Origin of the sequence: Micromonospora zamorensis, assembly GCF_900090275.1 — a bacterium.
GTDB classification, from domain to species: Bacteria; Actinomycetota; Actinomycetes; order Mycobacteriales; family Micromonosporaceae; genus Micromonospora; species Micromonospora zamorensis.
This window is the reverse complement of record NZ_LT607755.1, coordinates 5,992,069-6,014,584: the sequence shown is the minus strand read 5'-3', so window position 1 is coordinate 6,014,584 and position 22,516 is coordinate 5,992,069. Positions and strand designations below refer to the sequence as shown.

21 protein-coding genes are annotated in these 22,516 nt (G+C 70.8%); 13 read left to right on the top strand and 8 right to left on the bottom strand.

Features of this window, described 5'->3' with window-relative positions:
* Positions 1 to 61 precede the first annotated feature (61 nt).
* The gene (locus GA0070619_RS26870) at positions 62 to 736 is read right to left on the bottom strand and encodes a DUF998 domain-containing protein (RefSeq protein WP_088950606.1); all 675 of its coding nucleotides are present in this window, start codon (positions 734 to 736) and stop codon (positions 62 to 64) included.
* Between the two features lie 201 nt (positions 737 to 937).
* Here GA0070619_RS26870 and GA0070619_RS26865 point away from each other — a divergent pair, with 201 nt between their 5' ends.
* The 7 genes from GA0070619_RS26865 (at position 938) to GA0070619_RS26835 (ending at position 8,061) form a co-directional block, all read left to right on the top strand.
* Positions 938 to 1,246: a YbaB/EbfC family nucleoid-associated protein gene (locus tag GA0070619_RS26865; RefSeq protein ID WP_007466279.1), complete on the top strand. Its 309-nt coding sequence runs from the start codon at positions 938 to 940 to the stop codon at positions 1,244 to 1,246.
* An 8-nt stretch (positions 1,247 to 1,254) separates the two neighbouring features.
* On the top strand, positions 1,255 to 1,848 hold the full coding sequence (gene recR, locus GA0070619_RS26860) for a recombination mediator RecR (protein WP_088950605.1): 594 nt from the start codon (positions 1,255 to 1,257) through the stop codon (positions 1,846 to 1,848).
* 323 nt (positions 1,849 to 2,171) lie between these two features.
* Positions 2,172 to 3,836 carry an ABC transporter substrate-binding protein gene (locus tag GA0070619_RS26855; RefSeq protein WP_088950604.1) on the top strand — a complete coding sequence of 555 codons (1,665 nt, stop codon included), beginning with the start codon at positions 2,172 to 2,174 and terminating at the stop codon, positions 3,834 to 3,836.
* Between the two features lie 82 nt (positions 3,837 to 3,918).
* On the top strand, positions 3,919 to 4,923 hold the full coding sequence (locus GA0070619_RS26850) for an ABC transporter permease (RefSeq protein ID WP_088950603.1): 1,005 nt from the start codon (positions 3,919 to 3,921) through the stop codon (positions 4,921 to 4,923).
* Complete coding sequence (locus GA0070619_RS26845; protein ID WP_088950602.1) at positions 4,920 to 5,882, top strand: ABC transporter permease; 963 nt, start codon at positions 4,920 to 4,922, stop codon at positions 5,880 to 5,882. Before GA0070619_RS26850 ends, GA0070619_RS26845 begins: the two co-directional genes overlap by 4 nt.
* A gap of 65 nt (positions 5,883 to 5,947) precedes the next feature.
* The gene (locus tag GA0070619_RS26840; protein WP_088950601.1) at positions 5,948 to 6,961 is read left to right on the top strand and encodes an ABC transporter ATP-binding protein; all 1,014 of its coding nucleotides are present in this window, start codon (positions 5,948 to 5,950) and stop codon (positions 6,959 to 6,961) included.
* Complete coding sequence (locus GA0070619_RS26835; RefSeq protein ID WP_088950600.1) at positions 6,958 to 8,061, top strand: ABC transporter ATP-binding protein; 1,104 nt, start codon at positions 6,958 to 6,960, stop codon at positions 8,059 to 8,061. Before GA0070619_RS26840 ends, GA0070619_RS26835 begins: the two co-directional genes overlap by 4 nt.
* 33 nt (positions 8,062 to 8,094) lie before the next feature.
* Here GA0070619_RS26835 and GA0070619_RS26830 read toward each other — a convergent pair whose 3' ends face one another.
* Positions 8,095 to 8,472 (bottom strand): hypothetical protein, encoded by a 378-nt coding sequence (locus GA0070619_RS26830; RefSeq protein WP_357970681.1) that lies wholly within the window; start codon positions 8,470 to 8,472, stop codon positions 8,095 to 8,097.
* The gene (locus GA0070619_RS26825; RefSeq protein WP_088950598.1) at positions 8,469 to 9,125 is read right to left on the bottom strand and encodes an HNH endonuclease family protein; all 657 of its coding nucleotides are present in this window, start codon (positions 9,123 to 9,125) and stop codon (positions 8,469 to 8,471) included. The genes GA0070619_RS26830 and GA0070619_RS26825 overlap by 4 nt, the downstream gene beginning before the upstream one ends.
* Positions 9,126 to 9,232: 107 nt before the next feature.
* Here GA0070619_RS26825 and GA0070619_RS26820 point away from each other — a divergent pair, with 107 nt between their 5' ends.
* A complete protein-coding gene (locus GA0070619_RS26820) occupies positions 9,233 to 10,726 on the top strand; it encodes an MFS transporter (protein ID WP_088950597.1) in 1,494 nt (497 codons plus the stop codon).
* Positions 10,727 to 10,751: 25 nt separating this feature from the next.
* On the opposite strand, the gene leuA is transcribed toward GA0070619_RS26820, so the two are convergent.
* On the bottom strand, positions 10,752 to 12,503 hold the full coding sequence (gene leuA / locus GA0070619_RS26815; protein WP_088950596.1) for a 2-isopropylmalate synthase: 1,752 nt from the start codon (positions 12,501 to 12,503) through the stop codon (positions 10,752 to 10,754).
* 237 nt (positions 12,504 to 12,740) lie between these two features.
* Positions 12,741 to 14,012 (bottom strand): MFS transporter, encoded by a 1,272-nt coding sequence (locus GA0070619_RS26810; RefSeq protein WP_088950595.1) that lies wholly within the window; start codon positions 14,010 to 14,012, stop codon positions 12,741 to 12,743.
* Positions 14,013 to 14,087: 75 nt separating this feature from the next.
* Between GA0070619_RS26810 and GA0070619_RS26805 the strand changes: the two genes are divergently transcribed.
* Positions 14,088 to 15,074, top strand: coding sequence for an ArsR/SmtB family transcription factor (locus GA0070619_RS26805; RefSeq protein ID WP_088950594.1), 987 nt, complete (start codon positions 14,088 to 14,090; stop codon positions 15,072 to 15,074).
* Between the two features lie 13 nt (positions 15,075 to 15,087).
* Here the strand turns inward: GA0070619_RS26805 and GA0070619_RS26800 are convergent, their stop codons facing one another.
* Together GA0070619_RS26800 and GA0070619_RS26795 are read right to left on the bottom strand one after the other, a co-directional pair.
* Positions 15,088 to 15,618 (bottom strand): nitroreductase family protein, encoded by a 531-nt coding sequence (locus tag GA0070619_RS26800; protein WP_088950593.1) that lies wholly within the window; start codon positions 15,616 to 15,618, stop codon positions 15,088 to 15,090.
* Positions 15,619 to 15,702: 84 nt separating this feature from the next.
* A complete protein-coding gene (locus GA0070619_RS26795) occupies positions 15,703 to 16,491 on the bottom strand; it encodes a hypothetical protein (RefSeq protein WP_231927167.1) in 789 nt (262 codons plus the stop codon).
* A 259-nt stretch (positions 16,492 to 16,750) separates the two neighbouring features.
* Between GA0070619_RS26795 and GA0070619_RS26790 the strand changes: the two genes are divergently transcribed.
* The gene (locus GA0070619_RS26790; RefSeq protein WP_088950592.1) at positions 16,751 to 18,016 is read left to right on the top strand and encodes an aspartate kinase; all 1,266 of its coding nucleotides are present in this window, start codon (positions 16,751 to 16,753) and stop codon (positions 18,014 to 18,016) included.
* Between the two features lie 5 nt (positions 18,017 to 18,021).
* On the top strand, positions 18,022 to 19,083 hold the full coding sequence (locus GA0070619_RS26785; protein WP_088950591.1) for an aspartate-semialdehyde dehydrogenase: 1,062 nt from the start codon (positions 18,022 to 18,024) through the stop codon (positions 19,081 to 19,083).
* 122 nt (positions 19,084 to 19,205) lie between these two features.
* Here GA0070619_RS26785 and GA0070619_RS26780 read toward each other — a convergent pair whose 3' ends face one another.
* Complete coding sequence (locus GA0070619_RS26780; RefSeq protein ID WP_088950590.1) at positions 19,206 to 20,615, bottom strand: GGDEF domain-containing protein; 1,410 nt, start codon at positions 20,613 to 20,615, stop codon at positions 19,206 to 19,208.
* A gap of 228 nt (positions 20,616 to 20,843) precedes the next feature.
* Between GA0070619_RS26780 and GA0070619_RS26775 the strand changes: the two genes are divergently transcribed.
* Positions 20,844 to 21,623, top strand: a complete 780-nt coding sequence (locus GA0070619_RS26775; protein WP_088950589.1) for a phosphodiesterase — start codon at positions 20,844 to 20,846, stop codon at positions 21,621 to 21,623.
* Positions 21,624 to 21,634: 11 nt separating this feature from the next.
* Entirely contained in the window at positions 21,635 to 22,330 is a 696-nt protein-coding gene (locus GA0070619_RS26770; RefSeq protein WP_088950588.1) for a histone deacetylase, read from the top strand.
* Positions 22,331 to 22,516 lie beyond the last annotated feature (186 nt).

Here is a 22,516-nt window from a genome sequence, read left to right as displayed (position 1 = left end):
TGGCAGCTCAGCAGTGGCGTGTGCGGCGTGTCGAGTTGCTCAGCTGCCAACGATCAAGGAACTAGTGGACCTTGCTTGGGTTTGAGCGAGGCAGGCTGGCAGGTCTTTCGGCTAGCAGGACGCCGAGGCAGCAGGCCCAGAGGGGGAAGGGCAGCACTGCGACCCGTTCCATGCCGCCCACCCCGATTCCGACGCCCTGTTGGGCGAAGAACAACACGGTGCCTACCAGGGCGATGAGCCCGGCGGTGAGGGTGAGCGGTCGCCACCGGCCGAGCGTCGTGGTGCCCGGCGCGAAGCCGGCGAGGAGCAGGCCGATGTTGCCCAGGCCCATGATCAGAAATGCGCCGAGGACGTGCAGGTTCTCGTCGACGTCGGCCGGGTAGAGGGCCGCCAGGGCGTACCCGCCGGCGGCCACCAGCAGGAGCGTCTGGGCCGAGCGCACCACGCCGCCGCGACCGAGCAGTCGCCAGGTCAGCAGGAGCCCGGCGGCGAGCAGCACTCCGGTGGTCAGCATCGCGGCGTTCATCAGCGGGTGCCAGGGCGAGCAGACGTAGCGGGGCCTGGTGGTGTCCCAGATGCCGCAGTGGGCGTTGCCGAGGTCGCTGATGTTGTGCAGGGCCCAGCTGTAGGTCGGTTCGCGCCACCGCAGGCCGGTGACCAGGCTGGCGACGAGGAAGATCGGTGCTGCCGCGGCCCAGCACAGCGCGCCGACCCGGCCGGTGGGGTTGAGATTCATGCCACGAGCACACCAGTGCGACGGCTCTGGGCGCACTACCGGCAGATGCCCGGTTCGGGGTAGTGGTAGCCGTACCCGAAGGCTCGGCGTGGGCGGACGCCTCCGGGCGGGGCGGGGTCGGTCCCAGCGGATAGGCTGGGCGGCGGCCGAGCAGACGAGTGCGAGAAGGAGCCATCCGTGCGCCCAGGTGGACAGCCGAACATGCAGCAGATGCTGAAGCAGGCGCAGAAGATGCAGCAGCAGATCGCCGCCGCCCAGGCTGAGCTGGCCGAGGCCGAGCTGACCGGCACCGCCGGCGGTGGGCTGGTCACCGCGACCGTCTCCGGCTCCGGTGAGCTCAAGGCCATCAAGATCGACCCGAAGGCCGTCGACCCGGATGACGTGGAGACGCTGGAAGACCTGGTCGTCGCGGCCGTGCACAACGCCGCCGAGGCGGCCCGGGAGCTGACCGAGCGCAAGATGGGCCCGGTCGCCGGTGGCATGGGCGGCCTCGGCCTGCCCGGTTTCTGAGGCGGCAGATGTACGAAGGTGCCATCCAGGACCTGATCGACGAGCTGGGTCGGCTGCCGGGCGTGGGCCCGAAGAGCGCTCAGCGGATCGCGTTCCACGTCCTGTCGGCGGATCCTGCCGACGTCAACCGGCTGGCCGGCGCGCTGCGCAAGGTCAAGGAGCTGGTGCGGTTCTGCACGACCTGCTACAACGTGGCCGAGTCCGAACAGTGCCGGATCTGCCGCGACCCGCGCCGCACCGACGAGGTGCTGTGCGTGGTGGAGGAGCCCAAGGACGTGGTGGCCGTCGAGCGGACGGGTGAGTTCCGCGGTCGCTATCACGTGCTGGGCGGCGCGATCAATCCGCTGGAGGGGATCGGGCCGGACAATCTGCGCATCCGGGAGCTGCTGATCCGGCTCGGTGGTGGCGGGGTGCGGGAGTTGATCCTGGCCACGGACCCGAACACCGAGGGCGAGGCGACCGCCACCTACCTGGCCCTGATGGTGAAGCCGATGGGCATCGCGGTGAGTCGACTGGCCAGTGGGCTGCCGGTCGGCGGCGACCTGGAGTACGCCGACGAGATCACCCTGGGTCGGGCCTTCGAGGGTCGCCGGGCGGTCTGAAATTCATCCACGGCCGATGGCCGGTGCCCGAACCGGGGCGCCGGCCATCGTCGTGTCGGTGGGCGTCACTGCCCGGAATTGATCTGACACTTGATCCCTCATCGGGGCTGTTCGACGTAACAGTTTGGCATCGCGGATGCAGATTGATCGGTTTTTGGGGCCGTTTACCTTCGAATCGAATGTCGAGCGGCGGTTGAGGCACGATCCGATACCAACCGTCCACCTGGCGGTTTCCGGGTGGACGCAACGGGAGCTATGGTCACCGCCATCGGTGACCCCTGTCACCACGTTGTCCGTACCCCCAAGGACGAGGTGAAGCACACATGCGTGCACCCAGGCCGAAGGTCGCGATCGCGGCCATCGCGGTCGCGGCCCTCGCGGTAGCAGGCTGCGCCGAGAGCAACCGCGACGACGACAAATCCGGTGGTAGCAAGAAGGACACCCTCGTCTTCGGCGTCGCCGGAGACCCGAAGGTGCTCGACCCGAGCTTCGCCAGCGACGGTGAGTCGCTGCGTGTGGCGCGTCAGGTCTTCGAGACCCTGGTCCGACCGGAGGAGGGTGGCACGAAGGTCACCCCCGGCCTGGCCGAGTCCTGGACCCCGGACGCCGCGGGCACCACCTGGACCTTCAAGCTCCGTTCGGGCGTGAAGTTCCACGACGGCACCGACTTCAACGCCGAGGCCGTCTGCGTCAACTTCAACCGCTGGTACAACGCCAAGGGCCTCATGCAGAGCCCGGACGTGACCGCGTACTGGCAGGACGTCATGGGTGGCTTCGCGAAGAACGAGAGCGAAGACCTGCCGACGAGCCTCTTCAAGTCGTGCGCCGCCAAGGACGCGACCACTGTGGACCTGGCGTTCACCCGGGTCTCCAGCAAGATCCCGGCCGCGCTGATGCTCCCCTCGTTCTCCATCCACAGCCCGAAGGCGCTGCAGGAGTTCGACGCGAGCAACGTCGCGGGCACCGCCGAGGACATCAAGTACCCGGCGTACGCGACGGCGCACCCGACCGGCACCGGCCCGTTCAAGTTCAAGGCCTGGGACGTCGCCAACAAGACGCTGACCCTGGAGCGCAACGAGGACTACTCGGGCGCCAAGGCCAAGCTGAAGACCCTGATCTTCAAGACGATCTCGGACGAGAACGCCCGCAAGCAGGCGCTGCGCTCCGGCGACATCCAGGGCTACGACCTGGTTGGCCCGGCCGACGTCGAGCCGCTGAAGGGCGAGGGCTTCAACATGCTCACCCGCCCGGCGTTCAACGTGCTCTACCTGGCGATCAACCAGAAGGGCAACCCGAAGCTCGCCGACCCGAGGGTCCGGCAGGCCATCGCGTACGCGCTGAACCGTCAGCAGCTGGTCGACTCGAAGCTGCCCCCGGGCGCCAAGGTCGCCGAGAACTTCATGCCCGACACCGTCGAGGGCTGGAGCGGCGACGTTCCGAAGTACAACTACGACCCGGCCAAGGCGAAGGCGCTGCTGGCCGAGGCGGGCGCGTCGAACCTGACGCTGAAGTTCCACTACCCGACCGAGGTCACCCGGCCGTACATGCCGAACCCGAAGGACATCTTCGAGTTGCTGTCGGCGGACCTGAAGGCGGTTGGCATCACCGTCGAGGCGATCCCGCTCAAGTGGAGCCCGGACTACCTCAACGCCACCACCTCGGGCAGCAAGCACGACATCCACTTCCTGGGCTGGACCGGTGACTACGGCGACGCCTACAACTTCATCGGCACCTTCTTCGACCGGCCGAAGGACGAGTGGGGCTTCAACAACAAGGCCCTGTTCGACCAGTTCAAGGACGCGGACACCACCGCGGACATCGCGGCCCGGACCGAGAAGTACAAGGCCCTGAACAAGTCCGTGATGGAGTTCCTGCCCGGCGTGCCGATCTCGCACTCGCCGCCGGCGATCGTGTTCGGCAAGGACGTGACCGGCGTCAAGGCGAGCCCGCTCACCGACGAGCGCTTCGCCACCGCCGAGTTCAAGTAAGTCCTGATCTGACGCAAGGAACGCGGGCGGGCGCTGTCGCACAGCGCCCGCCCGCAACCCTCCGCACCCCTTCGAGGCCGCCGTGTTCCGGTTCATCGTCAGGCGCCTGCTTCAGCTGATACCCACGCTGTTCGGGCTCTCCCTTCTGCTCTTCATTTGGCTCCGCCGGCTCCCCGGCGGCCCCGAGACCGCCATCCTCGGCGAGCGCGGCACGCCCGAGATGCGTGCCGCCATCCGCCGCAACATGGGGCTCGACGAGCCCATCCTGGTGCAGTACGGCCGGTTCGTCCGGCGGATGATCAAGCTCGACCTGGGCACCTCGACCTCCACCAAGCGGGCGGTCACCACGGAGTTCATCGAGCGCTTCCCCGGCACCGTCGAGCTGACCATCACCGCGATGATCATCGCGATCGGCATCGGCATCCCGCTGGGCTACCTGGCCGCCCGCCGTCGCGGCCGTTTCCTGGACCACGCGTCCGTGGGCGGTTCGCTGATCGGCATCTGCATCCCGGTCTTCTTCCTGGGCTACGTGCTCAAGGCGATCTTCTCGGAGAACCTGCACTGGTTCCCGTCCAGTGGCCGGCAGGACCCGACGCTGGAGGCGACCCGGGTCACCAACTTCTTCGTCCTCGATGGCCTGATGACCCGCGAGTGGGACGCCGCCGCCGATGCGCTCTGGCATCTGGTGCTGCCCGCCATCGCGCTGGCCAGCATCCCGCTGGCGATCATCGTCCGGATCACCAGGGCGAGCGTGCTGGAGGTGCTCAACGAGGACTTCGTGCGCACCGCCGAGGCGAAGGGCCTGACCGAGCAGACGGTCCGTCGCCGGCACGTGCTGCGCAACGCGATGCTGCCGGTGGCCACCTCGATCGGTCTGCTCGCGGGCGGCCTGCTCTCCGGCGCCGTGCTGACCGAGACCGTCTTCGCCTTCAGTGGCATCGGAGCATTCGTCGCCGAGGCCATCGGCCAGCGCGACTATCCGGTGCTGATGGGCTTCATTCTGATCATCGCGGTGGTGTACGTGCTGGTGAACCTCCTGGTGGACCTCTCCTACAGCTTCATCGACCCGAGGGTGAGGGTGCGATGACACTCAGCCCGGGCAAGAAGCGCGAGAAGATCGACCGGCTCTCCGAACTGGCCGCCCGTGACGACGAGCGTGGCGTCAGCCTCTGGCAGGAGGCGTTCCGCCGGCTGCGCGGCAACCCGGCCGCGATCGTCGGCGCCGTCATCCTGGCGCTCTTCGTGCTGGTCGCGGTCATCGGACCGTTCCTCGTGCCGTACGCGGCGACGGACACGATCGGCATCCGGGAAGGGCTGATCAAGCCTGGTGTCATTCCCGGCCCGAACGGCGACCACTGGTTCGGCTACGACCACCAGGGCCGTGACGAGTTCAGCCGGATGATCGTGGGTGCCCGCCAGACCCTGCTCGTCGGTGTGGTCTCCACCCTGATCGGTCTGGCGATCGGCGCGGTCATCGGTGGCGTCTCCGGTGCCGCGGCCGGTCTCGGTGGCCGGTGGGGGCGCTGGATCGACACGACCCTGATGCGGTTCATCGACATGCTGCTGGCGATGCCGAGCCTGCTGCTCGCGGTGAGCATCGCCGCCCTGCTCGGGGCCAGCCTGACCACCGTGATGATCGCGGTCGGCGTGGTCTCGGTGCCGGTGTTCGCCCGGCTGCTGCGCGGCTCGATGATCTCCCAGGCCAACAGCGACTACGTGCTGGCGGCCACCTCGCTCGGTGTCAAGAAGTCGAAGATCGCGCTGACCCACGTGGTGCCGAACTCGCTCGCCCCGGTGATCGTGCAGGCCACGCTGACCCTGGCCACCGCGATCATCGAGGCTGCGGCGCTCTCGTTCCTCGGCCTCGGCAACCCGGACACGGCCGTACCGGAGTGGGGTGTCATGCTCGCCGACGCGCAGCAGTACCTCGGTATCCGGCCGTCGCTGGCGATCTACCCGGCCGTCGCGATCATCATCACCGCGCTCGGCTTCACCCTGCTCGGTGAGGCGATGCGTGAGGCCCTCGACCCGAAGCTGCGGAAGTAGGCCCCTATGTGTGAAGCGCGAGGAGTGAGCTTGCGAGCCCCGCAGTCGCGAACGGAAGGCCGGTAATGGCACTGCTCGAAGTTGACGATCTGTCCGTCACGTTCGCCCGGCGCGGCCAGCGGGCCGTGCACGCGGTCGACGGGGTGTCCTTCTCGGTCGACGCCGGTGAGGTGGTCGGCCTGGTCGGCGAGTCCGGCTGCGGCAAGAGCGTCACCTCGCTCGCGATCATGGGTCTGCTGCCGAAGCAACCCGGCCTCCGGGTCGGCGGCAAGGCCGTCTTCGACGGCACGGACCTGCTCCAGCTCGACGACCGGTCACGGCGGGACATCCGTGGCCGGGACATCGCGATGATCTTCCAGGACCCGCTCTCCTCGCTGAACCCGGTGATCCCGATCGGGTTGCAGGTGACCGAGGTGCTGACCCGGCACCGGGGGATGAAGGGTGCGGCCGCCGCCAAGGAGGCGGCGGAGCTGCTGGACCGGGTCGGCATCCCGGACCCGAAGCGGCGGCTGAAGGAATACCCGCACCAGCTCTCCGGTGGCATGCGCCAGCGTGCGCTCATCGCGATGGCGGTGGCCTGCCAGCCTCGGCTGCTCATCGCCGACGAGCCGACCACCGCTCTGGACGTCACCATCCAGGCCCAGATCCTGGAGCTGCTCAAGGAACTGGTCCGGGACTCCGGCACCGCGCTGCTGATGATCACGCACGATCTCGGTGTGGTGGCCGGCATGGTCGACACCGTCAACGTGCTCTACGGCGGTCGGGTGGTGGAGACGGCCCGCCGTCGTCCACTGTTCCGCCAGCCGCGGCACCCGTACACAGTGGGTCTGCTCGGCTCGGTGCCGCGCCTGGACGCCGGGCGGGGCGAGAAGCTCAACCCGATCCCCGGTTCGGTCCGCGACCTGCTGCCCTGGCCGGACGGCTGTGCCTTCGCTCCGCGCTGCTCCCGACGGATCGACGAGTGCGTGGGCGAGCCGCCGGAGCTGGTGCAGGCGTACGACGGACGTAGCTACCGGTGCGTGAACCCGGAGCCGGTGCCCGGCACGGTGCCCGCCCCGCGCGAGGAGGAATCAGCGTGAGCGAGAACGACATCCTCGTCGAGGTACGTGACCTGAAGGTGCACTTCCCGATCAAGCGGGGTGTGCTCTTCGACCGGGTGGTCGGCCACGTGAAGGCCGTCGACGGGGTCGACCTGAGCATCGCGCGTGGAAAGACGTACGGCCTGGTCGGCGAGTCCGGCTGCGGTAAGTCCACGCTCGGTCGGGCGCTGCTCCAGCTCACCCCGCCGACCGCGGGCGAGGTGAGCTTCGACGGCGTCGAGCTGACCACGCTGGCGCCCGGCAAGCTGCGCAGCATGCGTCGCCGGATGCAGATGATCTTCCAGGACCCGATGTCCAGCCTCGACCCGCGGCAGAACGTCGAGTCGATCCTGACCGAGGGCCTCCAGACCCACGGGATCGGCGCCGACCGCACCGACCGCAGGCGGATCATCGGGGAGACCCTGGACGCGGTGGGGCTGCCCCGCTGGGCGTTGTCCCGCTATCCGCACGAGTTCTCCGGCGGGCAGCGGCAGCGCATCGGCATCGCCCGGGCGCTGGTGCTCGGGCCGGAGCTGATCGTTGCCGACGAGCCGGTCTCGGCACTCGACGTGTCGATCCAGGCCCAGGTCGTCAACCTGCTCGACGAACTCCAGGACAGCCTGGGGCTGACCTACCTGGTGATCGCGCACGACCTCGCGGTGGTCCGGCACATCTCCGACACCGTCGGCGTCATGTACCTGGGCGCGCTGGTCGAGGAGGCACCGAGCGACCGTCTCTACAACGAGCCGCTGCACCCGTACACCCGGGCGTTGATGTCCGCGGTGCCGGTGCCGGACCCGGACGTGGAGGACCGTCGGGAGCGGATCCTGCTCGCCGGTGACCTGCCGTCGCCGGCCAACCCGCCGTCCGGCTGCCGTTTCCACACGCGCTGCCCGTGGGCACAGCCCACCCGCTGCGCGGACGAGCGGCCCGTGCTGCGGGACATCGGTGTCAGCCGGGTGGCCTGCCACTGGGCCGAGCAGATCGCCAGCGGCGAGCTGCGCCCGCACGGGGTCAGCGCGCAGATCGTCCGCCCCGAGGGCGAGGGGGACGCGCCGGCCGTGGTCTCCGCGCCCACCGAGCCCGGCTCGTACGTCTGAGACTGGACGCGGTGCCGGCGACGTCGGAGCTGCTCAGCCCTCCGGGCGGTTGAGCAGGCCCACCGCGACGCCGTGCACCGCGTCCAGACCCGCCGGGTCGGCCAACGCCACCGACGCGCCGGTGACCACATACCACTCGTCGGCGTCCTTGTACTGCACCCGCAGGGTGACCTTGCCGTCCGCGTACTCGGTTCGCAGGGTCAGGTCGCCGGTGACGACGCCGACCTCGTCGGTCATCACCCCGCCTGGGCCGGGCACGATGTCGGTGGTGCGGCTCTGCGGGCCAGCGGCCCCGCCCGCATCCGCGACCATGCCGGCACCCGGCACGGCGGCGGGGGTCTCGGCGGTGCCGTCCGCGGTCATGCCGGCGGCGGCCGGGCCGGTGCCAGCGCTCTCCTCGGCGGCGGTCACGATTCACTCCCCACTGTGCAGCCCTCCAACATGTCGGTCAGGGCAGCCTTCTCGGCGGTGGTCACCGTCAGCCGCCAGTAGTGCTTGACCGTCACCCAGCTCTCAGCGTACTTGCACCAGTACTCACGGTTCGCCGGCTTCCACTGCGAGGGGTCCTGGTCACCCTTTGACCGGTTCGAGGACGCCGAAACCGCAATGAGCTGCGGGCGTGTCGTGTCGTTGGCGAAGTCGCCGCGCTTGCGGTCGTCCCACTCGTCGGCACCCGAGCGCCACGCGTTGGCCAACGGCACCATGTGGTCGATGTCCACATCGGCGGGATCGGCGGCGCTGCGGCCGTCGTACACGCTCTCCCAGCGACCACCGACCACGTTGCAGCCGGAGAGTTTCACGTCCTTGCCGTCGCGCTGGAGGATGCTGTCCCGCACGTCGCAGTTCTTGCCGGTGTCCCGCCAGTGCGGGAAGTGGTCCCGGCTGTAGCCCTTCATCGAGCCTGCGGTGGCGACGGTGAGCTGGCCGAGCTGCTGCACGGCATTGCCGCCGCCGCTCGACGGCGGAGTGTCCGGCTCGTCCTGCGGGACGCAACCGGCCACGCCGAGCGTCAGCGTCGCGGCGAGCGCGATCACCGCCGCTCGCGGTCCTGATGTGGTACGCACAGACGACACCTCTCCAGCTTGCGGTCTCCCGGCGATTGCGCACAGTACCCGGGGATGGTTTTGGCATTTCGTGGCGTCTCCCACATCAGGCAGGGCAGATTGGTGGGATGACCGCACCCGTACCGGCGCCTGCCCTCCGAATGGGCACCGCCGCCGGCCGTGGGACGCTGCTCGCCGCCGTACTCGCCTCAGGCATGGTCTTCCTCGACAGCACTGTCGTCAACGTGGCGCTGCCGAAACTCGGGCAGGATCTCGGCGCGAACGTGGCCGATCTCCAGTGGACCATCAACGGCTACCTGCTGATGCTGGCGGCTTTCGTGCTGCTCGGCGGCGCACTCGGGGACCGCTTCGGCCGGCGACGCATCTTCCTCATCGGCGTGGTCTGGTTCACCGCCGCGTCCGTGCTGTGCGGGCTGGCCCAGGGCACCGGTTGGCTGATCGCGGCCCGTTTCCTCCAGGGAGCCGGCGGGGCGTTGCTCACACCCGGGTCGCTGTCGGTGCTCCAGGCCAGCTTCCACCCGGACGACCGGGGCCGGGCGATCGGCGCCTGGGCCGGACTGTCCGGGGTGTCCACAGCGCTCGGCCCGTTCATCGGTGGCTGGCTGATCGACGCGCTCTCCTGGCGTTGGATCTTCTTCCTCAACCTGCCGATCGCCGTGCTGGTGGTGCTGGCCGCGATGCACTGGGTGCCGGAGAGCCGGGACGAGAGCGCCTCCCGGACCGAAGACCCGGGGCGGACCCGACGGCGGTTCGACGTCGCGGGAGCCCTGCTCGGAGCACTCGCGCTCGCCGGTGTCACGTACGCCCTGATCGACGCACCGGCGCGCGGCTTCGACTCCGCGCCGGTGCTGATCGCGGCACTGGTCGGAGTGCTGTCGGCGGTGTCCTTCGTCCTGTTGGAACGGCGGCGCGGCGACGCCGCGATGCTGCCCACCGGGCTGTTCAGCAGTCGGCTCTTCTCGGTGCTGAACATCTTCACAGTGGTCGTCTACGCGGCGCTCGGCGGCTTCACCTTCTTCTTCGCCGTCTACCTGCAGAACGTGGTCGAGTGGTCGGCCTTCCGCACCGGCATCGCGCTGCTGCCGATGACCCTGCTGCTGTTGGTCGGGTCGGCCCGAGCCGGAGCGTTGTCGGCCCGGATCGGCCCCCGGCTGCCGTTGGCCATCGGACCGGTGGTGGCCGCGATCGGTCTGTTGCTGCTGCGCGGCGTGGGACCGGGCGCGTCGTACTGGACCGACGTGCTGCCCGGGGTGCTGCTCTTCGGCATCGGGCTGACCCTGGTCGTGGCACCACTGACCGCGTCGGTGCTGGCCGCCGTGCAGGACCGGTTCTCCGGGGTCGCCAGCGGCTTCAACAACGCGGCGTCCCGGGCCGGTGGTCTGCTCGCGGTGGCGGCGCTGCCTTTGCTGGTCGGCCTGTCCGGCGGTGGGTACGAGCAGAAGGCCGAGCTGACCGACGCGTTCCGGGGCGCGATGGAATGGTGCGCCGGCCTGCTCGTGGCCGGGGCGGTGCTGGCCCTCGTGCTGGTCCACCGACCGCCTCGGGCAGCCCCGCCGTCGCAGCCCTGCCACTCGATGCCCGCCGCGACACCCCCGAAGTAGCTGCTCCGGGGGTGTCGCGCGTAGGTCAGCGGCGGGCGCGGTTGACGGCGCTGGTGACCGCCTTGATCGAGGCGGTGACGATGTTGGCGTCGGTGCCGACACCCCAGACCGTCCGACCGTCCACCTCGCACTCCACGTACGCGGCGGCCTGCGCGTCCCCACCCGAGGAGAGCGCGTGCTCGTGGTAGTCGAGCACGCGCACGCCCACGCCGATCGAGTGCAGCGCGTTCACGTACGCGTCGATCGGGCCGTTGCCGACCGCGGTGAGCGAGCGTTGCTCGTCGCCCACGCCGACCTGGGCCTCGATCTCGACCTTGCCGTCGATCGTGCCGATCGTGTAGCTGGACAACCGGACGGCCGGGTCGGGCTGGTGGTCGAGCAGGTAGTGCGTCGCGAAGATCTCCCACATGGCGCCCGGGTCGACCTCGCCACCATCGTGGTCGGTGACCTGCTGCACCACCCCGGAGAACTCGATCTGGAGCCGCCGCGGCAGGTCCAGTTGGTGCTCGCTCTTCATGATGTACGCGACGCCGCCCTTGCCGGACTGCGAGTTGACCCGGATGACCGCCTCGTAGGTGCGGCCCAGGTCCTTCGGGTCGATCGGCAGATACGGCACTGCCCAGGTCTGCTCGTCCACCGGTACGCCGGCAGCCTTCGCGTCGGCCGCCAGGGCGTCGAAGCCCTTCTTGATGGCGTCCTGGTGGGAGCCGGAGAAGGCGGTGTAGACCAGGTCGCCCGCGTACGGGTGGCGCTCGTGCACCGGCAGTTGGTTGCAATATTCAACGGCGCGCCGGATCTCGTCGATGTTCGAGAAGTCGATCATCGGGTCGATGCCCTGGGAGAAGAGGTTGAGCCCCAGCGTCACCAGGTCCACGTTGCCGGTGCGCTCGCCGTTGCCGAACAGGCAGCCCTCGATCCGGTCCGCGCCCGCCAGCAGGCCCAGCTCGGCGGCGGCCACCCCGGTGCCCCGGTCGTTGTGCGGGTGCAGGCTCAGGATCACGCTGTCGCGGCGCGGCAGGTGCCGGTGCATCCACTCGATCGAGTCGGCGTACACGTTGGGGGTGGCCATCTCGACGGTGGCCGGCAGGTTGATGATCAGCGGCCGGTCCGGCGTCGGGTCGATCACGTCGATCACCCGGGAGCAGACCTCCAGCGCGTACTCCAGCTCGGTGCCCGTGTACGACTCCGGCGAGTACTCGTAGAAGATGTCGGTGTCCGGAGTGTGGATCTCCGCGTACTTCTGGCAGAGCCGAGCGCCGGTCGTGGCGATGTCGGAGATGCCGTCCCGATCCAGGCCGAAGACCACTCGACGCTGGAGGGTGGAGGTCGAGTTGTAGAAGTGCACGATGGCCCGCTTCGCGCCCCGCAGCGACTCGAAGGTCCGCTCGATGAGGTGCTCCCGGCACTGCGTGAGCACCTGGATGGTCACGTCGTCCGGGATCATGTCCTGTTCGATGAGCTGCCGGACGAAGTCGAAGTCGGTCTGGCTGGCTGACGGGAAGCCGACCTCGATCTCCTTGTAGCCCATCTGGACCAGCAGCTGGAACATCCGCCGCTTGCGCTCGGGCGACATCGGGTCGATCAGTGCCTGGTTGCCGTCGCGGAGATCCACCGCGCACCACCGTGGGGCCGCCTCGACGGTGCGGGTGGGCCAGCTGCGGTCCGGCAGCTCGACCCGGAACTGCTCCCGGTAGGGCTGGTAGCGGTGGTACGGCATCCGGCTCGGGCGTTGCCGAGCGAACGGATCGGTCTCGGCATCGGTGACAGGTTGAGCCATCTCAGAGTGCTCCCTGGAACATGTGGCGTCAGCAGATCGGAAGGTGTCGGCGAGATGCCGGGCAACGGTGCGCGGCGGTGCCGAGAAGAAGATCGGATGTGCTGGACGGCGCGATGCGACTCCGCGACGAGGTGCCGGCCGGTCAGGCCTCGTCGCGGCGGCTAAGGAGAACAAGCGCCTGCCACATGACCAGGTCACCCTACGTGATGAAACGGGGGGTGGGAAGGTAGGTCCGGACTATGGGACCGGCGTCATGGTCCGCTCCGGCGCCGCAGCACCCAGCCGCGGTGTCCGCCCGGCCCAACCCACCACGGGTACGATCGCCAGCCCGACCAGCACGAAGATCGCTGCGGCCGGTAACCATCCCCACCCGCCGGTGGTCACCCCGAGCGCGGTCAGACCGACCGGGGCGATCAGGTACTGCACCTGGGAGCCGAGCCGGAACGCCCCCACGTACGCGCCGCGCTGGTCGGCCGGCGGCAGGGTGGCGGTGAGGCCCCAGGCGCCCGCCGACTCGATCAGCTCGGCCAGGATCAGCACCGTCGCGGCGGCCACCAGCACCACCACGGTGAGCGCGCCCCGGGTCAGCCCGGAGATCGGCAGGACCAGACAGAACAGGGCGATCAGCAGGGCGCCCCGGCGAGAGGCCCGAGCCGCGCCCGACGCGGTGTCGGCGCCCCGGCTGACGCGTACCTGGAGCAGCACGATCAGGACCGTGTTGAGCAGCACCAGCCCGGCGATGATCGTCTTCGGGGCGTCGGTGTGGGTGAGGATCCACAGCGGCATCACCGTCAGGTAGAGCGTCTGGTGCGCGGTGAGCAACCCGGAGAGCAGGGACACCGCCATGAACGGGCGGTCCCGCAGCACGGCGAGGCGACTCATCGGCTCCGTTGGTCGGGCCACCTGCGGCAGCCGGGGCAGTCGCCGCACGAAGAGAGCCGTGACCAGGAAGACCATCGAGATGAACCACACCATTCCCCGGTACGCCTCGATGGTGTCCACCGCCAGCACCAGGCCGCTGATCACCGCTCCCAGCCCGAAGCCGACGTTCAGCGACGAGCGCTGGTACGCCATCGCCGTGACCCGTTCTTCCGGGGGAAGCGCGTTGATCGAGTAGACCTGCACGGCCACGCCGCTCGCGGCTTCCACGGCGGCCAGCGCCACCACCACGGCGAGGAACCCGGCGAAGCCGCCCACGAACGGGTAGGTCGCGAAGAGCGCCGCGTTCAGCACCAGCCCGACGATCCAGACCCGCTGCGGTCCGTACCGGTCGGTGAGCCCGCCCAGCGGCACCGTGCCCAGCAGCGACACTCCCGCCGCGATGGACAGCCCCAGCCCGACCTGGGCGGCGCTGAGCCCCAGCGCCCGGGTGAAGAAGACGGCGCTGCCGGCGTGGAACAGGCCGCTGCCGACGGCGTAGACCATCGCCTGCACGGCCAGGGCGCGGGTCAGCCCGGCCGGCGGTACGACGTTTCGGACAGCGGTACGGATGGTTTCTCTGGCCCCCATGGCCGGCAGTGAACCGTGCCCCCACGGCCTCGGTCGAGCCTTTTAGGCTGAGTCAAATCCTGCGCCGGGGGTGGCATGTCCGAATTGCGGTTCAGTCTGGCCGACGTGGCGCGAGTGCGCCTCGCCGTGTCGCCGGTCAACGAGACGGTCATGAGCATGTGGGCGCTGGCCAGCCCGGTCCGTTACGCGGTGCACCTGCCCTGGATCGACCGGGCCCGGGTGACTCTGCGTCGTCCCGAGGTGGCCGACCGGGTCGGACCGCTGACGCACCTGGTCGGGCGGGGGCGCTGGTTGCCCGACTTCCTCACCCCGGCCGCCCGGCCGAACGTGGAGATGGCCGAGCAGCTCGACCAGATTGCGGCGACCCCACCGGCCGTGGTGGTCCAGGACCTGCTGGCGACCACCCCGCGCCGGCCGCTCAATCCGTTCGGGCAGGCGCTGCTCGCCGACCCCGGCGGGCTGCTGCCGCAGGTCGTCGACGCGGTGCGTGTCTGGTACGACGAGGCGATCGCCCCGGACTGGCCGCGGATGCGGGCGCTGCTCGACGCCGACGTGGCGTACCGGGCCGCGCAGCTCGCCGAGAGCGGCGCCGGTCGATTCTTCGAGCAGCTCCACCCGAGCCTGCGTTGGCACGGGGACCGGGTGATCAGCGACGACACGTTCGAGCGCGACTTCGACCTGCGCGGTCGCGGGTTGGCGCTGAACCCGACGGTGTTCAGCGGGCGGAATGTGCTGTGGAACCTGCTGGAGGATTCACTGCCGGCCGGCGCGTACCCGGTCCGGGCGGTCGGGACGCTCTGGGAGGCGACCGGCACACCGCCCGGCGACCCGCTGGCACGGGTGATCGGCCCGGGGCGAGCCGCGCTGCTGCACCGGCTCGACACGGCGACCACCACCACCGACCTGGGCCGACTCACCGGGATGTCCGCCGGAAACGTCTCCCAGCACCTGGCCGCGCTGCACGCCGCCGGGCTGGTCCACCGGTCTCGACAGGGTCGGCACGTCCTCTATCGCAACAGCGACGCCGCGAGGGTCCTGCTCCGGGCCAGCCGGGGAGGGTGACCCGCCTGGGTGATCAGGCGAGCAGCAGGTCGGCGACCGGGCGACGGCGGCGCAGGCCGATCTCCCGGGCGCGCAGGTCGGGCGGGAGGGCGAACGGGTCCCCGAGCCGGCCCACGGCGGCGACCACCAGTGGACGGACGGCGCCGGGCAGGTCGAGCTCGGTCGCGAGGCCGGCCTGGTCGAAGCGGGTGAGCTGGCGCACGTGCAGGCCGAGCGCGGTGGCCTGCAACGTCAGGTGGGCGATCGCCTGACCGAGGTCGTACGCGGCCCGCTCGGCGTCGCCGCCGGTGTGTGCGCCGACCACCAGGGTGGCCGCGTGTCGAGCCCATCCCTGGTCGCTGCCCGGGAGGCTGATCAGGATGCGCTTCCAGGTCTCGTCTTCCCGGTGGCCCACGGCGAACCGCCAGGGCTGCCGGTTCTCCGCCGAGGGCGCCCAGCGCGCCGCCTCCAGCAGCGAGGCCGCCTCGTCCGGGGTCAGCTCGGCGCTGGGGTCGAAGGCCCAGGGGCTCCAGCGGTAGGCGAGCAGCGGGGTCAGGTCAGCCATGGCGTGAATCGTCCTGTATGGGTGATTCGCGACTCAGGGCGGGCCTGTAAAATGTGGTCAAACGCACCCGTAACGGGACGAAGATCAGGACGTTCCCGCGCTCGGGCTGTCCGACGGGTCAGGCGTCGGCGGCGCTGCGGTGTCGAGCGGGTCCCGGTCGACCACCACCGGCCCGGCGAGTTGCACGGTGGCCGGTGCCGGGCCGGGTGGCGCGGCCAGCCGCAGCGTCCCCGCTCCGGTCCGCACGCCGGTCGTCGTGCCGTCCCGGTCGTAGCAGTAGATGCCCACGTCCAGCGGGGCGTTGAGCGACGCCGAGGTGGACTCCACCGAGTAACAGGTGCCGGTGACGCCCTCCGGCGCGCTGGCCGGGGCCACCGCCAACGGCGCGCGCCGGTCGGTGAGCACGTCCAGCCAGTCGGTGAGCGGATGCTGGATCCGGGGGTCCGACCGGCGCGGGATCGCGTCGTCGCGGTCACCGAGGCGTACGCAACTCGCCGACTCCGGTCGGCCGACCGACGGCAGGGCGCACTGGAACAGCCCGTCGGCCGTGGCGGCCATCGAGACGTCGGCGGCGCCACCCAGGGCACCCCCCGGCACGTCGACCCGCCAGCTGCCATCGTTCGCGCTGGTGAAGACGATGGTGCGGTCCGGTTTACCCGCCCGGCTGTACACGTACTGAGCCACCAGGTGGCGGTCCTGGGCGGCCGCGGCCAGTGCGGCCAGCTCGTCCCCGGCCGCCTCCACCTCGACCGCCCCGGTTTCCGTGGGCATCGGGCTCGGGGGCTGCGCACTGGTGCAGGCAGTCAGGAGTGCTGGCAGGGCGATCACGAGCGGCCCGAGCACACGGCCGGTCGGGCGGATGAGGGCGGGCACCGGCCCATTCTGGTGGGTGCGGGCCGTTGGTGGGTGCCGACGCGTACCGGGCTTGTTCCGGCGTGTCGGACGGGGTCTTCCCCGCGTACCGCCCGACCTGGTGGGACCGACCCTCGCCGGCCCGTGCGGGCCGGATGGTGGGATCACCTGACCCGCCGTCGTTGCCCGCCGGATACCCTCAAGGGGTCTGACACGCGCCGCCGGCCCCGGTTCCGGCGGCGTCGGCACGCTCAGGGTTACTGGGAGGGAGTGCACCGTCGTGGCACTCGTGGTGCAGAAATACGGCGGGTCCTCCGTCGCCAACGCCGAGCGGATCAAGCGGGTGGCCGAGCGCATCGTCGCCGCCCGCAAGGCCGGCGACGACGTGGTGGTGGTGGTCTCCGCGATGGGGGACACCACCGACGAGCTGCTCGACCTGGCCAACCAGGTCAGCCCGCTGCCGCCGGGCCGCGAGCTGGACATGCTGCTCACCGCCGGGGAGCGGATCTCCATGGCGCTGCTCGCCATGGCCATCCACAACCTGGGGTACGAAGCCCGCTCGTTCACCGGCTCCCAGGCCGGCGTGATCACCACCTCGGTGCACGGCCGCGCGCGGATCATCGACGTCACCCCCGGGCGCCTCAAGGGCGCGCTCGACGAGGGCTCGGTGGTCATCGTGGCCGGCTTCCAGGGCGTCTCCCAGGACACCAAGGACGTCACCACCCTGGGCCGGGGCGGCTCGGACACCACCGCCGTGGCGCTCGCCGCAGCCCTGCACGCCGACGTCTGCGAGATCTACACCGACGTCGACGGCATCTTCACCGCCGACCCTCGGATCGTGCCCAACGCCCGGCACATCAAGCACATCACCTACGAGGAGACGCTGGAGCTGGCCGCGTGCGGCGCGAAGGTTCTGCACCTGCGTAGCGTGGAATACGCCCGGCGGGCGGGGTTGCCGATCCACGTCCGTTCGTCATACTCGACCAACACCGGCACGATGGTCACCGGATCGATGGAGGACCTTTCCGTGGAGCAGGCACTGATCACCGGAGTCGCGCACGACCGCAGCGAAGCCAAGATCACGATCGTCGGGGTGCCCGACGAGCCGGGTGCCGCCGCGCGGATCTTCGACACGGTCGCCGGCGCCGAGATCAACATCGACATGATCGTGCAGAACGTCTCCACCGAGGGCACCGGCCGGACGGACATCTCGTTCACCCTGCCCAAGACCGACGGCCCGACCGCGATGGCCGCGCTCAGCAAGATCCAGGAGCCGGTCAAGTTCAAGGGCCTGCTCTACGACGACCACGTCGGCAAGGTCTCGCTGATCGGTGCCGGCATGCGCTCGCACCCCGGCGTGGCCGCCGGGTTCTTCGCCGCGCTCGGCGCGGCCGGGGTCAACATCGAGATGATCTCCACGTCCGAGATCCGGGTCTCCGTGGTCTGCCGGGACACCGACCTCGACGCCGCCGTCCGCGCCATCCACGACGCGTTCGAGCTGGGCGGCGACACCGAAGCCGTGGTCTACGCGGGGACGGGTAGGTAGCGCCGATGACGGCGCTGCCCACCCTCGCAGTGGTCGGAGCGACCGGTGCCGTCGGCACCGTGATGTGTGAGCTGCTCACCGGGCGTCGCAACGTCTGGGGTGAGATCCGGCTGCTCGCCTCCGAACGCTCGGTCGGGCGCCGGGTGCGCTGCCGGGGCGAGGAGATGGTCGTCCAGGCGCTGACCCCCGAGGCATTCGACGGGGTCGACGTGGCGATGTTCGACGTGCCCGACGAGGTCTCCGCCGAGTGGGCACCGATCGCCGTCTCCCGAGGGGCGATCGCGGTCGACAACTCCGGCGCGTTCCGGATGGACCGGGACGTCCCGCTTGTCGTGCCCGAGATCAACCCCGAGCAGGTCCGCAACCGGCCCCGGGGCATCATCGCCAACGCCAACTGCACCACCCTCGCGATGATCGTCGCGGTCGCGCCGCTGCACCGCGAGTACGGCCTACGGGAGCTCGTGCTCGCCTCGTACCAGGCGGTTTCCGGCGCGGGCAAGTCCGGCGTCGACATCCTGCACGACCAGCTCGCCAAGGTCGCCGGCGATCGGGCGCTGGGCTCGCGCACCGGCGACGTGCGGCAGGCGGTCGGCGACGACCTGGGCCCGTTCCCGGCCCCCATGGCGCTCAACGTGGTGCCGTGGGCCGGCTCGCCCGCAGACGGTGGCTGGTCGTCGGAGGAAATGAAGATCCGCAACGAGTCGCGGAAGATCCTCGGCCTGCCCGACCTCAAGGTGTCCGCCACCTGTGTCCGGGTGCCGGTCGTCACCGCCCACTCGGTGGCCGTGCACGCGGTCTTCGCCACCGAGGTGGACGCCGAGGGCGCCCGCGAGGCGCTGCGCAACGCGCCCGGGGTGATCCTTGTCGACGACCCCGCCGCCGGGGAGTTCCCGATGCCGATCGACGCCGTCGGCACCGACCCGTCCTGGGTCGGCCGGATCCGCCGTGCCCTGGACGACCCCCGCGCCCTCGACTTCTTCGTGACCGGCGACAACCTCCGCAAGGGCGCTGCCCTCAACACGGCCCAGATCGCCGAGCTCCTAGCCAAGGAACTCCGCACCCCCTAACCAGCGACTCCCTCGGCCCCGCCCTCTTGCGGGGTCGATCATGGAGTTGTGGTGGGCGCTTCAACACCGGCAGCGGCAAATGTCCCCACCACAACTGCATGATCGACGGGGTGGGGGTTGGGTTACGCGGCGGAGAGGTGGACTCCGTCTCGGCCTTGGCGTTTCACCGCGTACAGGGCCTGGTCGGCTCTTTTCAGAGTGCGGTCGGGAGTTTCGCCGGGGCGGGGTAGCGCGACGCCCACGCTGATCGTGCGGCCGACTCGCCGGGCCGCCTCGGTCAGCCGCTCGGCGATCCGGACCGCCTCCTCGGGGCGGCTCACCTCGATCACCGCGACGAACTCGTCGCCGCCGATCCGGTACAGCTCGTCACCGTGGCGCAGCGCCCCCTCCAGCGCCCGGGCCAACCCGACCAGCACCCGGTCGCCGGCCTGGTGGCCGTACGTGTCGTTGACGGTCTTGAAGCCGTCCACGTCGATCGCCAGCAGGGCCGTACGCCCCGGGGTGGCCGCCGCGATCCGCTGCCCGAACGGGCCGGTGTGCCGCAACCCGGTCAGCGGGTCGGAGCTGGCCTGCTCGCGCAGCCGGGCCAGGGTGCGCAGCCGGTCCAGGCTCGTCCAGGCCTGCCCGGCGAGCAGTTCCATCAGGCTGACCGTGGTCGGGTCCGGGCGCAGTGCGCGTTCGTCGGCGACCAGCAGCACCCCGCCGGCGTCCGGCGGCCCGACCGGAACGGCGACCAGCGTGCGCACCCCCGCCCCGGTCAGCGGTCGATAGTCCTCGGTCGGAGGGTGCCCGGCCTCGCCCAGCGTGTACCCCGCGCCGTACCGGTGCGCCCGGTCGACCATCCGGACCAGTGCGGCCGGACCCGACTCGGTCAGCTCGGCGCGAATCCGGGTCTCCAGGTCGCTCGGGACCGCCGGAGGTGCGCCGAGCTGCCCCGCGATCAGCAGCACCGCTGTGGAGAGGCCGGAGACCTCGCGCGCGGCGCAGGCCGCCACGCCCAGTACGTCCGCCTCGGTCGGTGCGGTGGAGAGGGCGGCAGCGTGCCGGAGCAGCTTCTCGCTGCGGCTCTCCGCCGGTGGGCCACCGAGGGCGGCGATCCGCGCGCCGAGCTGGTCGGCAAGCTGTTGCGTGGTCTCCCGCCACGGCTCCAGGTCGATCGGCTCACTCCACTGCAGGTCGAGGACGCCGATCGCCCGGCCCGTCGGATCCAGCACCGGTACGCACAGCTCGGCGGTCACGTCCGGGCGTACCGGTAGGTAGTCCGGGTCGACGGTGACGTCCGGGACGACAGCGGGGGTGCCGGTGTCGTACACCCGGCCGACGATGCCGGTCCGCGCCGGCACGGTCGCGAAGACCTGCCAGGCGCCGGTCGCCGCGACGCAGCGCAGGCGGTCGTGGACCGCGAGCAGTACGGAGATGGTCGCCGGGGTGTGGCGGGACAGCGCGCTGACCGTCCACCGACAGGCCTCCGGCGTGCTCGACGCCATCGGCAGGCGGACGGTGACGTCACGGATGACTCGCTGATGATCCACTCGCACGTCGTTCCAGGTAGGGGAGGAGCCCGGCGTCGCCGAGCCGCGCGATCAAGCGTACTTCCGGCTGCTGAGAGTCGACTGACGTCGTACACATGTTCTATCCACAGCCTGTGGACGCAGCCTGTGGGCTTCTGGCTTGCGGCTTCGCGCTGTGGGTCCCGGTCGCGGGCAACGCGAAACGGTGACCGGCGATAGCGTGGAGATCCCGGCGCGGAGGAGCGACCCATGATCATCGCCCAGCTCAGTGACCCGCACCTGACCACCGGCCTGCTCGCCGCCGCACCGACCGCGGGGCTGCACCGTGCGCTCGGCCGGGTGCTCGCGTTGCGGCCCCGACCGGACTGCGTGGTGATCACCGGTGACCTGGTCGACCACGGACGACCCGACGAGTACGCGGCACTGCGCGAGCTGATCGGCCGGTTCCCGCTGCCGGTGCACCTCGTTCCCGGCAACCATGACGACCGGGAGTCGCTGCTCGACGCCTTCGGGGGTACGCCGTGGCTCGGCGGCGGCTTCTCCGCCTACTACCACGTCGACCACGAGGCGGCGACGGTCGTGGTGCTCGACTCGCTCGTCACCGGCAGCGACGGCGGCCAACTCGGCGAAGAGCAGCTCGGTTGGCTCGACGGGGTGCTGGCCGGGCGACCCGAGGTGCCCGCCGTGGTCTGCCTGCACCATCCTCCGGTCGCTGTCGGTTTCCCCGCGGCCGACTCCATCCGGCTCGCCGACGGTGACGCGCTCGCCGAGGTGATCGGCCGGCACCCGCACGTCGTCCGGGTAGCCGCCGGCCACCTGCACCGCGCGGTCACCACGGCGTACGCGGGCACGGTGCTCACCGTGGCGCCCAGCACCTGGAGGCAGAGCGCGCTCACCATGAGCGCCGACGAGCAGTTCGGTTGGGTCGACGAGCCGACCGCCTTCCTGCTGCACCTGGTCGAGGCGGGCGGCTGCGTGACACACACCGTGCAGGTGAGCCACGCCGCCGGCCAGACCGGCGGCTTCTGACGGCACCCCTCATGAAGGTCTGGTACGTCGCGTACGGCTCGAACATGCACGCCACCCGGCTGGCGTGGTACATCGGGGGAGGCTGCCCGCCCGGCGGAAAGCGGACGTACCCGGGCTGCCGGGACCGACGCCCACCGAGCCGGTCGGTGCCGGTGTCGCTGCCCGGCGGCATCTACTTCGCCGGCGAGTCCGGCGCCTGGACCGGCGGGATGGCCTTCTACGACCCGCACCTGCCGGGCGAGGCCGCCGCACGCGCCTACCTGGTCACCCTGGAGCAGTTCACCGACATCGCGGCACAGGAGATGTACCGCCCAGTGGATGACACCACCGACCTCATCCCGGCGACCGGCGCGGCCATCGACGCCGCCGTCGCCAACGGGCGGGCGACGCTCGGCCCCGGACGGTACGAGACGCTGGTCTGCCCCGGCAGCCGCAGCGGCGTCCCGATGCTCACCTTCACCGCACCCGAGGGCGCGTCCGGCGTGCGGTGTCGGCCACCCGCGCCGACCTACCTCGGCATGATCGCCCGAGGCCTGCGCGAGTCGCACGGCTGGCCAGCCGAGCGGATCGCGAGCTATCTGGCTGGCCGGCCCGGCGTGGCGGACGCCTGGTCGCCGGACGCCGTCGCGGCGCTGGTCGACGAAGCCCTGGTCGGCGAGGCGCTGGTCGGCGGCTCACCGTCGACGTCAGGCCGGTCCGGCGGTTGACGCCTGCGTCGCGCGCCGGTCCGGCGGTTGGCCCTGCGTCGCGCACCGGCCCGGCGGTTGGCCCTGCCTCGCGCACCGGCCCGGCCGACTGACCCGGCGTCGCGCGCCGGCCCGGCGGCTGACGCCTGCGTCTCGTGCCGGCGCGGCCGTTGGCCCTGCGTCGCGCGCGCCCGGCTGGCGGGCCGT

What these genes read in the sequence shown, in the direction of transcription:
- GA0070619_RS26820 (WP_088950597.1), top strand. Translation starts at nt 9,233, where the DNA reads ATGACCGCACCCGTACCGGCGCCTGCCCTCCGAATGGGCACCGCCGCC.
- GA0070619_RS26810 (WP_088950595.1), bottom strand. Translation starts at nt 14,012, where the DNA reads ATGGGGGCCAGAGAAACCATCCGTACCGCTGTCCGAAACGTCGTACCG.
- GA0070619_RS26805 (WP_088950594.1), top strand. Translation starts at nt 14,088, where the DNA reads ATGTCCGAATTGCGGTTCAGTCTGGCCGACGTGGCGCGAGTGCGCCTC.
- GA0070619_RS26870 (WP_088950606.1), bottom strand. Translation starts at nt 736, where the DNA reads ATGAATCTCAACCCCACCGGCCGGGTCGGCGCGCTGTGCTGGGCCGCG.
- recR (WP_088950605.1), top strand. Translation starts at nt 1,255, where the DNA reads ATGTACGAAGGTGCCATCCAGGACCTGATCGACGAGCTGGGTCGGCTG.
- GA0070619_RS26770 (WP_088950588.1), top strand. Translation starts at nt 21,635, where the DNA reads ATGAAGGTCTGGTACGTCGCGTACGGCTCGAACATGCACGCCACCCGG.
- GA0070619_RS26800 (WP_088950593.1), bottom strand. Translation starts at nt 15,618, where the DNA reads ATGGCTGACCTGACCCCGCTGCTCGCCTACCGCTGGAGCCCCTGGGCC.
- GA0070619_RS26785 (WP_088950591.1), top strand. Translation starts at nt 18,022, where the DNA reads ATGACGGCGCTGCCCACCCTCGCAGTGGTCGGAGCGACCGGTGCCGTC.
- GA0070619_RS26845 (WP_088950602.1), top strand. Translation starts at nt 4,920, where the DNA reads ATGACACTCAGCCCGGGCAAGAAGCGCGAGAAGATCGACCGGCTCTCC.
- GA0070619_RS26775 (WP_088950589.1), top strand. Translation starts at nt 20,844, where the DNA reads ATGATCATCGCCCAGCTCAGTGACCCGCACCTGACCACCGGCCTGCTC.
- GA0070619_RS26840 (WP_088950601.1), top strand. Translation starts at nt 5,948, where the DNA reads ATGGCACTGCTCGAAGTTGACGATCTGTCCGTCACGTTCGCCCGGCGC.
- GA0070619_RS26865 (WP_007466279.1), top strand. Translation starts at nt 938, where the DNA reads ATGCAGCAGATGCTGAAGCAGGCGCAGAAGATGCAGCAGCAGATCGCC.
- GA0070619_RS26855 (WP_088950604.1), top strand. Translation starts at nt 2,172, where the DNA reads ATGCGTGCACCCAGGCCGAAGGTCGCGATCGCGGCCATCGCGGTCGCG.
- leuA (WP_088950596.1), bottom strand. Translation starts at nt 12,503, where the DNA reads ATGGCTCAACCTGTCACCGATGCCGAGACCGATCCGTTCGCTCGGCAA.